Origin of the sequence: Clostridium tanneri, assembly GCF_033659955.1 — a bacterium.
GTDB classification, from domain to species: Bacteria; Bacillota; Clostridia; order Clostridiales; family Clostridiaceae; genus Clostridium_AM; species Clostridium_AM tanneri.
In genome coordinates this window covers 158120-169837 of sequence record NZ_JARUJP010000008.1, presented here as the reverse complement: position 1 = coordinate 169837, position 11718 = coordinate 158120, and the positions used below count along the sequence as shown (strand labels likewise).

Genomic DNA, 11718 nt, shown 5'->3' with positions numbered 1-11718 from the left:
TTTTTTCATTAATTCATCTTTTAACTGTGACATTTTTTCCCTCCTGTATTCCTTAGAAGTTGGTAATAGTTATTGACTATTACGTCTCCCGTATGACTTTTAGTTATTCTTTTTTCTTTTATAAGTAGGAACTTTCTTTTCTACAAGCTTGAATATATCCTCTTTATCCATAGATGATACTTTGCTAAATTCTTCTATAGATTTTTCCACAAAGTCCATCTCTATGTTATTAGGTTTTTCAACAAATATTTTATTATGTTCTGTAGATGTTAATGCTATTTCATCCATTAAAAGCTCTTCATATAGTTTTTCCCCTGGTCTTAATCCTGTATACTCTATCTTTATATCTACATCTGGCTTGTAACCAGATAAAGTTATTAGATCTCTAGCTAAATCCACTATTTTAACAGGTTTGCCCATATCTAGTACAAATATTTCTCCTCCACGGGCTATGGCTCCAGCCTGAATAACTAATTGAGCTGCTTCTGGTATAGTCATAAAGAATCTATTTATTTCTGGATGGGTAACAGTAACAGGTCCTCCATGAGAAATCTGTTTCTTAAATAAAGGAATAACTGAACCATTACTTCCTAAAACATTTCCAAATCTAACTGCTACATACTCAGTACTGCTTGATTTATCAAAGGCTTGAACCATAATCTCGCAGAACCTCTTAGTTGCTCCCATTATATTAGTTGGATTAACTGCTTTGTCTGTACTTATTTGGACAAATTTTTTAACTTTAAATTCATCAGCACATTTCAGCACATTATAAGTTCCAATAATATTGTTCTTGATTGCCTCTGCTGGGTTTCCTTCCATTAAAGGAACATGCTTATGAGCAGCTGCGTGGAAAACTACATCCGGTTTGTAAGTATCAAATATTTCTCGAATACGCTTGTTATCTCTAATTGAAGCTATGATTATTTCCTTTTCTAGTTCAGGATAATTTCTATTTAGCTCCATTTGTACATCATATACATTGTTCTCATATATGTCTAATATAACTAGTTTTTTCGGACTAAACTTAGCTATTTGTCTGCACAGCTCAGATCCAATAGATCCACCGCCGCCAGTTACAAGTATTACTTTATCCTTTATATATTTATTAATATTCTCGTTATTAAGCTTTACCTCTTCTCTTCCAAGTAAGTCTTCAATATTTACTTCCCTAAGCTTACCTATATTTATTCTTCCATCAATTATTTCATCTATAGCAGGAAGAGTTTTAAGCTTACACTGAGTTTGCTTACATATGTTTACAATTTCCCTTTTAGTCTCTAAATCTGCTGAAGGAATAGCCAGTATTATTTCTTCTACATTTTTTTCTTTACTAGTACTAATTATTCTGTCTCTTCCACCTATAACTTCTATACCATTTATCAGCTTTCCCTTTTTAGCATCATCATCATCTATAAGGCCGACTATGTTATAGTTCATTTCTTTATTTCTTCTAATTTCCTTTATGAGAAGAGCTGATGCGTCTCCTGCACCAATTATAAGAAGATTTTTTTCCTCATTTTTAGATGTCTTTTCTCCCATATTATGCTCAATTACTCTGTATATAAATCTTGTTCCCCCTAAGGCAACAACGGATAGAATCCAGAAGATTATATGCACTGAGAAAGGAAATCTAAAGTATCTATTCTCTAAGAACTTATAGTTTACAACATAGCTGTAAATTATAAAAATAACATTAGATAAGGATAGAGAATATATAATAGAAATTAATTCTTCTACAGATGCGTACTTCCATATACTATTATATAGGTTAAAGAATCTATTAGCTACTAAAGTTATAACTACCACAGGAATAATGGATAACTTTAAAAATACCATGTATTCCTGTGGTATATTAAAATCAAATCTTAGCAATAAAGAAAAATATAGCGACACTATAAGGAAAATTATATCGTATGCTATGAGCTTTTTACCTTTTTGCACGTTAACACTTCCTCAAAGATTATTATAAAAGTTTTATTAAAAACTCTCTTTTCTATTGTACATCATAGAAAAAATTATTCAATATTTTTTTTAAATTTAAAGGGGCAGTAGTAGTACACCGCCCCAGCAATTTATATTATTATATATCTTTCTGTGATGAGACTTTACTATGAACTTCTTTAAACAGTTCTGTATCCTTCAAAGTTATAAGATATTCCATAAAAGGCTTTCTGATTTCCTCTTTCTTTAAAGCATATTCAACGGTAGCCTGAAGAAACCCTAATTTATCTCCAACGTCGTATCTTCTTCCTTCAAAGTTATAAGCATACATTGCTTCGCTGTTTATTAATCTTTTTAATGCATCTGTAAGCTGAATTTCTCCGCCCTTTCCTGGAACAGTATTTTCTAGTATTTCAAATATAGATGGAGTAATTATATATCTTCCCAAAATAGCAATATTTGAAGGTGCTTCTTCTACTTTTGGTTTTTCAATTAAGTCCTTTACCTTATACACTCTGTCCTCTATATGCATTCCTTTGACTATTCCGTATTTATACACCTGATCATCCGGTACTTCTTGAACTCCTATAATAGAAGTTTTGTATTCGTTAAAACAATCTATTAATTGTTTTAAACAGGGAACCTTACTATCAACTACATCATCTCCAAGCATTACTGCAAAGGGCTCATTGCCAACAAAGGTTCTAGCGCAAGCTATGGCGTGTCCAAGCCCCCTTGGTTCCTTTTGTCTTATATAATATATATCTGCCATATTTGATATGCCTCTAACTAAAGTTAGCAATTCTTCTTTTCCATGACTCTCTAGTTCATTTTCAAGCTCAACAGATTTATCAAAATGATCTTCTATAGCTCTTTTGTTTCTTCCTGTTATGATTAATATCTGTTCTATGCCTGAAGCGACAGCCTCTTCTATAATATACTGTATTGTAGGCTTATCAACTATGGGAAGCATTTCCTTCGGTTGAGCCTTAGTGGCTGGTAAGAATCTAGTGCCTAATCCCGCTGCTGGTATTATAGCCTTTTTTACTCTCATAACAAAACTCCCCTTTCACTACCCTAAAAACAAAAATCTATTTACTACCCCATCATGCCTTCCAATTGAACTACTATTTCATCCTTAGGATCAAGCTTCTTTGCAATATCTAAGTGTTTTCTAGCACTTTCAACGTCTCCACTGTTTAAATAGCACATAATAAGATTAGTACATATTTCAACAGACTTAGTAACCTCAAAGGCCTTTCTAAGATATGCTATTGCATTTTCAAAATTTCCTAAAGAAGCGTAGTTTATACCTAGTTCATTTACCACTTCTACAATATTGCTGTCTATACTTAGTGCCTCATTTAGATAGTATATAGCCTTTTCAAAATTCTCTAATATTCTATAGGCCACTGCTATATAGTAATACAAAGTGGCATCATTTCCAAAGTCCTGAAGTAATGGAAGTAACAATTTCAAGGCTTCCTTTGGCTGCTCAAATAAGATTTCCTTACCCATTTCGTAGTCTATTACCAGCTTTAAGGATTCCTTTAATTCAGTAACTTCAACGGTTTGTTCGCCGCCCTTTGCAATATAGTTGTTTATGCAAAATAGTGCCTTCTGAAAGTCTCCCTCTTCTCTTCTTATAATTGCTTCATAAAAATATGGTAATGGATATCCTTCCTTTACCTTAGCCTTTTCTATAATTTCCAGTTCCTCTTCTTTATAAGATTTATCCTTGTTTCGTAACTCTTCAGCCATTATTATTATTTTATCGTAGACTTCTACGCTGTCATCTATATTTAGTAGTCCTTTAAGCAAAATATATGCATCTTCATATTTCTTTTCTTTTACATTTAACGCAATTTTACTTTTAGTGAACAGAATTGCATCCTTTATATTAAGAAGCATTGTCTTATACTCATTATTAAATCTGAAATTTTCATCTGCTCCTAATACATAGACCATTCCTTCAATAAAAAAGCTTAGTGGTATTTGATCCATATCCTTTTGTGATTTAACGTTATCCACTATATTAGATGACTTTACTGGTAAGTAAATATCCTCTAGGATTTCCGTATTAAATATTCTTTTAATCTTTTCTTTCTTTACCTCTAAAAATAGTATTTCATTTAGCTTATCTGCAAAACGTGATTTAACATCCATAAATTGAACACCCACTTTATATTTTCATTTTTCCAATACTATGAATTTTACTATAAACTATAAACATAAGCAAATATTATAAAGACAAACAAAAAACAGGTACCTCTATTTCTTTTTCCCTGGTTCCCTGAATCAAGTATGTTATGCTATGCTTCTAAATAGACCTGATTTTGTAATAGGTATATCTATGCAATACAAAGTAATCACCTAGACATACCTATATTTAAATTAGATTTAAAATATCCTTAGCAGTTGCAGGCTTTATCTATAATATTTTTAACATCCTGCTCAAATGACTTCATCTTATTCTCTGCATTTTCCAAGTTTTCTCCGATAACTGATAGGTAAATTTTCATCTTTGGCTCGGTACCAGAAGGTCTGATAACAAACCAAGAGTTATCTTCTAAAGTAAATTTAAGTACATTTGACTTAGGTAGGTCAATCTTGCTTTCCTTTATATCTACTAAATCCTTCTCTATACTTAGCTTATAATCTGCTTTTTTAACGATTTTAACGCCTCCGATGGTATGACTCATAGAATGTCTTAAAAACTCAAGAGCCTTTTCTATCTTTTCTTGACCCTCTTTTCCTTTTAATTCTAGTGAAAATAATTTTTCCTTATAAAATCCATATTTTTCATAGAGGCCCATTAAAGCTTCATATAGGCTCATACCTTTATTTTTATAATAAAGAGTCATTTCGCATATTAAGGTTGCTGCAATAACTGCATCCTTATCTCTAACAAAGTCACCAGCAAGATATCCATAGCTTTCTTCAAAACCAAATAAGTACTTTCTATTATCTTCTTCAAACTCTTTTATTTTCTCTCCTATATATTTAAAACCTGTTAAAACGTCTATTAATTCCACACCATATTCTCTGGAAATATCTGCTGCTATTTCAGAAGTAACTATTGTTTTAACCACTACACCACTTTCAGGTAATTGATTTAATTCCTTTAAAGAGGATAGTATGTAGTGAGTTAAAAGAGCCCCTGTTTGATTTCCTGTAAGCACCCTGTACTCTCCCGAACTGTCTTTTACTACTATTCCTATTCTATCACAGTCAGGGTCTGTTCCAAATATTATGTCCGGTTGAATCTCCTTTGCCATATCTAAAGCTATGTTAAATACCTTTGGCTCTTCTGGATTAGGGTAATCAGCTGTAGGAAAAGTTCCATCTGGCTGTTCCTGTTCTTTAACTATACTTAGGTTTTTATATCCCAACTCCTTAAGAACTCTTCTTATTGGCATATTTCCGGTTCCATGGATTGGTGTATATATTATTTTTAAGTCCTCAGCACGGTTATTTACTAGGTCCTTTCTTATAGTTAAGTCCTTTACCTTTTCTATATAAGCTTTATCTATTTCCTCTCCTATTATGTTAAGAAGACCGCTTTCTTTAGCTTCCTCTATATTCATAGTTTTAATCTCTGAAAAATCTAATATATTTTTTATATAGGATAAAATCTCCTTTGCAGACTTATCAGTAACCTGTCCACCGTCTTCTCCGTACACCTTATACCCGTTGTATTGCTTTGGGTTATGAGAAGCAGTTATTACAATACCAGCCTTACATTTTAAATGCCTTACTGTATATGAAAGCATAGGTGTTGGTCTTAAATCCTCAAACAGATATACTTTTATATTATTGGCACATAGGTTGCAGGCAGCTGCTTCTGCGAATTCCTTTGACATTATTCTAGAATCATAGGCTATAGCTACAGAAACCTCTTGGTTATACTTATTCAGTAAATATTCTCCTAATCCCTGAGTAGCCTTACCAACAGTATATATATTCATCCTATTAGTTCCCATACCTATGACCCCTCTAAGGCCACCAGTTCCAAACTCTAGGTCTTTATAAAATCTATCTTCTATTTCTTTTTCGTCTTCTAAGTTTCTTAGTTCCTCTTTTGCCTTATCATCAACAAGCTCCGAATCTAGCCATGAATAATATCTTTCCTTATAATACATGTCCAACCTCCCAATCAGTAATATCCAATATTTACTATTATACTTAATCTGTAAAATAAAAACAATTATAATATAATTATATTATATTTTCAAACATATAAAAAGCTATGAGAATAATCATTAAAATTATTCCCATAGCTTAGAAATATATTAATTATATTAAGAATTTTCTTCAGGTATATCTGATGGTTTTTTATTCACTGTTATAGTAGCAATAATTGTATCTAATCCTTCCATAAAAGTGATATCCTGTGCCATTTCTACATCTGCTAATCTATATGCATCTCCTACATTTAAAGAAGCAAGACCTACATTAATACATTTAGGTATGTTGTCACTTTTACATATTGCTTTGACGCTGCTCTTCTCCTTCTGAACAGCTCCACCCTTTTTCATTATTAATTCTTCACCACTAAATAAAATTGGTATTTCTGTAACTACTGTCTCATTTTCTTTTAATTCTTCCAAGTCTAAATGAATTATCTTATTATGTACTGGATCTCTTTGTATCTCTTTAATTAAAGTTCTATGAGTTTCTCCATCTACATCAACATTTAATACTGCATGTTCTCCATTCTTTGCAATTTCCTTACTTAACTCTAGCTCACCAATTTCAAACATTATGTTGTTCATATGTTTTCCATAGATAACTCCAGGTATGATACCTGATCTTCTTCCTTTTTTAGCATCGTGTAGGGTTTTCTTTTCCCTTTTATGTAATATAAGATTTTCCATGTTATATTCCTCCCAACCTTATGTTTTTTCACATTATTCATTATTTACAAAGTCTGTTATATTATTCATAACTCTGGGTATAAAATATTTATTTTATAAAATCAATTCATATTGTTGCATTTACAATACAATTAACATATAATTATATTGGTTTAAGAGAAAACCTAGGCCAACCCTTTAACCATCGGTGTTTAAAGGGTATATTTTCATGAAAGAAGGTGCTCTATCAAGGTGTATAAATTAGATCAAAATGAAACTCCTTTATTTGACGCATTAATGGAGTATGTAAATAGAGAAACGATTCCTTTCCACGTTCCTGGTCACAAAAAAGGAATAGGTATAGATGAGGAATTTAAAAACTTTATTGGTCAAAATCCATTTAAAATTGATGTTACTGTTTTTAAATTAGTTGATAGTCTTCATCATCCTACAGGGCCAATAAAAAAAGCCCAAAAGTTAGCTGCTGACGCTTATGGTTCTGATGCTGCTTTCTTCTCAATTCATGGTACTTCAGGTGCCATACAGGCAATGATTATGTCCGTGGTATCTGCTGGGGATAAAATAATAATTCCAAGAAATGTACACAAATCTGTTACTGCTGGAATTATTTTAAGTGGTGCAATACCAGTTTACATGCAACCAGCCCTTGATAAAAACGTAGGTATAGCTCATGGAGTTACTCCTGAGACTGTAGAAAGAACTCTGAAGGAAAATCCTGACGCAAAAGCAGTTTTAGTTATAAATCCTACTTATTATGGAGTGGCTACTGATTTAAAGAAAATAGCAGACATAGTTCACAGCTACGATATTCCTTTAATTGTGGATGAGGCTCATGGACCACACCTTGGTTTTAATGATAAATTGCCAGTATCAGCAATGGAAGCTGGAGCTGATATTTGTGCTCAAAGCACTCATAAGATAATTGGAGCTTTAACTCAATGCTCACTATTACAGGTTCGCTCAGAACGTGTTGATATAAATAGAGTTCAGCAAATTTTATCTCTTTTACAAACAACATCTCCTTCATATATATTAATGGCTTCTTTAGACTGTGCAAGAAGACAAATTGCTCTTAACGGAGAAGAGCTTTTAGATAAAACTATTGAGCTTGCAAATTATGCTAGAAGTGAAATAAATAAAATCCCAGGGTTCTACTGCTTCGGCGAAGAAATTCTTGGAAACGAAGGAGTTTATGCTCTAGACCCGACTAAAATAACAATAACCTGCAGAGACCTTGGTATAACAGGTTATGATTTAGATATGATATTATCAAGTAAGTATCATATACAAATGGAGTTATCAGATTTATATAACGTTTTAGCTGTTGGTTCCTTTGGTGATACTAAAGAAAGTATAGATGCATTATTAGTTGCTTTAAAGGAAATAAGTGAAGAATACTATGGAAATGATAACAAGAAATCTGATTTCATAGATATGCCTGCTATACCAAAACTATTAAAGTTACCAAGAGAAGCTTTTAACAGCGCTAAAACTCGTGTAGCTCTAAAAGACAGTATTGGTGAAGTAAGTGCAGAATTCCTAATGGCATATCCACCTGGAATACCAGTATTATGCCCTGGGGAAGAGATTACACAAGAAATTGTAGATTATGTTCAAAAACTTAAAGATACTGGATTATATGTTCAAGGAACTGAAGATCCAGAGGTAGAAAATATTAAGGTCGTAAGGTAAAGCCTATATGCAAATAGACTTTCATCAAGCTTTAATAGCTGAAAACTGAAAGAGAGGTATTTTAGTAATATGCTAAAGTACCTCTCTTTTGCTTATGGTTAAAATTTAGTGTTAAAACCTAATTGACCTTTATTATAAATTTTTCTTACTGATAAACTAAGATATCACTGAACCTAGTGCTATTGAATAAAGCTTTGACTTAGCAGAATCAGCTCTTGATACAAGAACTACAGGGCACTTAGCTCCCATAATAACTCCTGCACTCTCTGAATTTGCAAAATAAGTCATTGATTTTCCTAGGAAGTTACCAGACTCTATATTCGGAACTAAAAGAACATCTGCATCACCTGCAACATCACTAACAATTCCCTTATGCTCTGCAGCTAGTTTTGATATGGCATTATCTAAACCTAGCGGTCCATCAATAATGCATCCCTTTATTTGTCCCCTTTTATTCATTTGGCTAAGTACTGAAGCGTCCATAGTAGCCTGCATTGAAGGATTCACTACCTCTACAGCACAAATTGGTGCTACCTTAGGCATTTCAATCTCCAACTTATGTGCTACCTTTACAGCATTATTTACTATACCTATCTTGTCTTCCAATGTAGGGTATGGCACCATACCTCCATCTGTTAATAGTATAAGCTTGTGATAAGCAGGTACGTCATAAACCATAACATGAGATAATAATCCGCTGCCTCTAAGTCCCGCTTCCTTATTTAAAACTGCTCTTAACAAATCAGCAGTTCCCAGCATACCTTTCATAATAAAATGAGCCTGTCCATTTGAAACAAACTCCACAGCCTTTGCTGCAGCCTTTAATATATTCTTCTCATCTACTATCTTTATGTTATCCATATGTAGATTATCTTCTTCTGCTATTTTCTTTATTTTTTCCTCATCGCCAACTAAAATTGCATCTACTATACCTAGCTTAACAGCTTCTGTAACAGCAGTTAAAACCTCTTTATCCTGAGCAACAGCTACTGATAAAGTCTTTTTCCCCTTTTCTCTTGCTAAATTTAATAATTCATCAAGCTTTTTTATCATAAAACATCTCCTCCTTTTATATTGTAATCCTTTTAACCCTTTATAATTATATCATCTATTCATATTATTGGAAAAGCATTAGTTTTAAAGCAGTATCGGTATATCCAATAGTGGCTAAGAAAAAAAGAGGTATAATCAAAGTTACACCTCCCTAATTGTCTCTACATAAAATGTCATCTTACTTTTTATCCACTAATAACTTATTTTCTTATGAAGATTAAGTTTTCTCCTAGACTTGACATCTCAAAGTTATACTGTGAAATTGCGTTAAAGACATTTTCTTTACTTCCTATTTTCATATCATCATGAATCTCAATAATCAAAATTTTAACTTTAGAAAGCCATTGATCATAATTTGAAGAAAATACTTCTCTTTCAGAACCTTCAATATCTAATTTTAAAATATCAATTTCATTGAAACCTGAATTCTTTAGTATGCTACTAATTGTTATTGCTCTAATGGTGTCTTCCACCTCTTTTACACATGGTTCAACAATAAACCCCCATTCCCTATGCCCGATATCTACTACTTTTACTTCAGCATCATCATTCCATAGTGCTGATTGAATGGTCTTTATATTTTTATAAAAACTAGTATTGTGTTTTAATATCTTATAATTTGAGCTTTCTGGTTCAATAGAAATTATAGTAGCATCAGGATACTTGTTAGCAAAATATACTGCAGTAAATCCTACATTGCCACCTCCATCAATGATAAACTTAGGGTTTATTTCAAAAGGAATTTTATATTGGTTATTTAAAAAAATACTATTTAATAATATAGTATCTGTTGTATCCGGTCTATATGATATGGGAAATTTAATGTCTGACATTTCAATAGACTTAGTAATCTGTCCATCTATAATATTACTCATAAAATCACCTATCTCCTATTTATCTTTTCCATTGCTTCAACATAACTTACTGATTATTAAATTATACATAATTTTTATAATTATAGCTTATTTTGGTATATTCTATTTATAGGAGCTTTATTTAGTTACAACGAAACTTTATGTTATCTTATATTTTATTTAAAATTTAAAGGCCCTCAATTTTTATAGTCTTGTAAAAAACATAAAAAATTGGAGCCTTTAAACTTTATTTGATATTATATTTAGTAAATAATTCTATCTGTAATTTCCTTCACGTTTTTACATCCAGTAAGTACCATAGCTGATTTTAATTCACTCTTTAAGTTTTCCATATAAACCTTAACACCTTCTCTTTGTCCTCCAAAGGAAGCGGTTACGAAAGGTCTTCCAATTAATACAGCATCAGCACCTAATGCTAACATTTTTAGTACATCTACTCCGTTTCTAACTCCACCATCAGCAAGTATAGTAACTTTTCCTTTAACTGCTTCTGCAATCTCAGGAAGTACGTCTGCTACCCCTGGAGTTTGGTCAAGTACTCTTCCGCCGTGATTTGAAACTACTATAGCATCAACACCAGCTTTTACCGCTAATTCTGCTTCATCAGCAGTCATTATACCCTTTAATATAAATGGTAGCTTTGTACTCTCTACTATTTCTTTTATATCTTCTACAGTCTTAGGTCCAACTGGCTTTCCATGAAGTGCTAAAGTTATAAGTCCTGCTGCATCGATATCCATTCCAACAGCAAAAGCACCTGCTTCTTCAGCAAGCTTTATTTTTTTAATAACATTGCTATTTTCCCAAGGCTTTATTATAGCAATTCCTTCTCCGTTAAATTGCTTTAATTGTTCTAAGTTTGTAATTAAAAATGAGTCTACCGCAGTATCTCCTACCATTGGGTAAATTCCTGCATCTAGACATCCTCCTATGACCCAAGAAATATATTCTTCTTCTGTAAACTTACCACCCATATTTAAGGTTGTTCCAGAAACAGGTGCTGCGAAAACAGGAACTTCCATCTTCTTTCCAAACAACTCAATTGAAGTATCTGGATTTTTAGCATCATGTATAACTCTCATATTTAACTTATATGAATTTAATGCTTCTATATTACCTAAAAAGGCATCTCCTGTACCTTTCCCTCCCATACCTGGCACTTCTCCTGAGCAAGCTTTTCCATTGCATACTGGACAAACCCTACAGCTTCCATTCAAATTTTCACGTGCACTTTTCAATACCTCTTTGTAATCCATTTTAATTCCTCCCCATTTTGT

General features: G+C 32.4%; 9 protein-coding genes. 1 reads left to right on the top strand and 8 read right to left on the bottom strand.

The window, feature by feature from the left end; translation table 11 throughout:
* Positions 1-99: 99 nt before the first annotated feature.
* The 5 genes from P8V03_RS09170 to P8V03_RS09150 all read right to left on the bottom strand — a co-directional run bounded on the left by P8V03_RS09170 (position 100) and on the right by P8V03_RS09150 (position 6821).
* A complete protein-coding gene (locus P8V03_RS09170) occupies positions 100-1944 on the bottom strand; it encodes a polysaccharide biosynthesis protein (RefSeq protein WP_261671976.1) in 1845 nt (614 codons plus the stop codon).
* 139 nt (positions 1945-2083) lie between these two features.
* Positions 2084-2998, bottom strand: coding sequence for a UTP--glucose-1-phosphate uridylyltransferase GalU (gene galU, locus P8V03_RS09165; protein ID WP_261671977.1), 915 nt, complete (start codon positions 2996-2998; stop codon positions 2084-2086).
* A 44-nt stretch (positions 2999-3042) separates the two neighbouring features.
* A complete protein-coding gene (locus P8V03_RS09160) occupies positions 3043-4110 on the bottom strand; it encodes a tetratricopeptide repeat protein (protein ID WP_261671978.1) in 1068 nt (355 codons plus the stop codon).
* A 245-nt stretch (positions 4111-4355) separates the two neighbouring features.
* Positions 4356-6086 (bottom strand): phospho-sugar mutase, encoded by a 1731-nt coding sequence (locus tag P8V03_RS09155; protein ID WP_318797944.1) that lies wholly within the window; start codon positions 6084-6086, stop codon positions 4356-4358.
* Positions 6087-6245: 159 nt separating this feature from the next.
* The gene (locus P8V03_RS09150) at positions 6246-6821 is read right to left on the bottom strand and encodes a 50S ribosomal protein L25 (protein WP_318797943.1); all 576 of its coding nucleotides are present in this window, start codon (positions 6819-6821) and stop codon (positions 6246-6248) included.
* A gap of 231 nt (positions 6822-7052) precedes the next feature.
* Here P8V03_RS09150 and P8V03_RS09145 point away from each other — a divergent pair, with 231 nt between their 5' ends.
* The gene (locus P8V03_RS09145) at positions 7053-8513 is read left to right on the top strand and encodes an aminotransferase class I/II-fold pyridoxal phosphate-dependent enzyme (RefSeq protein WP_318797942.1); all 1461 of its coding nucleotides are present in this window, start codon (positions 7053-7055) and stop codon (positions 8511-8513) included.
* Between the two features lie 156 nt (positions 8514-8669).
* On the opposite strand, the gene P8V03_RS09140 is transcribed toward P8V03_RS09145, so the two are convergent.
* The 3 genes from P8V03_RS09140 to P8V03_RS09130 all read right to left on the bottom strand — a co-directional run bounded on the left by P8V03_RS09140 (position 8670) and on the right by P8V03_RS09130 (position 11697).
* A complete protein-coding gene (locus tag P8V03_RS09140) occupies positions 8670-9566 on the bottom strand; it encodes a phosphate butyryltransferase (protein WP_261671982.1) in 897 nt (298 codons plus the stop codon).
* 200 nt (positions 9567-9766) lie between these two features.
* Positions 9767-10441: an FkbM family methyltransferase gene (locus tag P8V03_RS09135; protein ID WP_318797941.1), complete on the bottom strand. Its 675-nt coding sequence runs from the start codon at positions 10439-10441 to the stop codon at positions 9767-9769.
* Positions 10442-10683: 242 nt separating this feature from the next.
* Positions 10684-11697 (bottom strand): alpha-hydroxy-acid oxidizing protein, encoded by a 1014-nt coding sequence (locus tag P8V03_RS09130; protein WP_318797940.1) that lies wholly within the window; start codon positions 11695-11697, stop codon positions 10684-10686.
* Positions 11698-11718: the final 21 nt, after the last annotated feature.

Excerpts from the sequence above, each read along its gene's own strand:
- galU (WP_261671977.1), bottom strand. The coding sequence starts at position 2,998 with ATGAGAGTAAAAAAGGCTATAATACCAGCAGCGGGATTAGGCACTAGA.
- P8V03_RS09135 (WP_318797941.1), bottom strand. The coding sequence starts at position 10,441 with ATGAGTAATATTATAGATGGACAGATTACTAAGTCTATTGAAATGTCA.
- P8V03_RS09160 (WP_261671978.1), bottom strand. The coding sequence starts at position 4,110 with ATGGATGTTAAATCACGTTTTGCAGATAAGCTAAATGAAATACTATTT.
- P8V03_RS09140 (WP_261671982.1), bottom strand. The coding sequence starts at position 9,566 with ATGATAAAAAAGCTTGATGAATTATTAAATTTAGCAAGAGAAAAGGGG.
- P8V03_RS09150 (WP_318797943.1), bottom strand. The coding sequence starts at position 6,821 with ATGGAAAATCTTATATTACATAAAAGGGAAAAGAAAACCCTACACGAT.
- P8V03_RS09130 (WP_318797940.1), bottom strand. The coding sequence starts at position 11,697 with ATGGATTACAAAGAGGTATTGAAAAGTGCACGTGAAAATTTGAATGGA.
- P8V03_RS09155 (WP_318797944.1), bottom strand. The coding sequence starts at position 6,086 with ATGTATTATAAGGAAAGATATTATTCATGGCTAGATTCGGAGCTTGTT.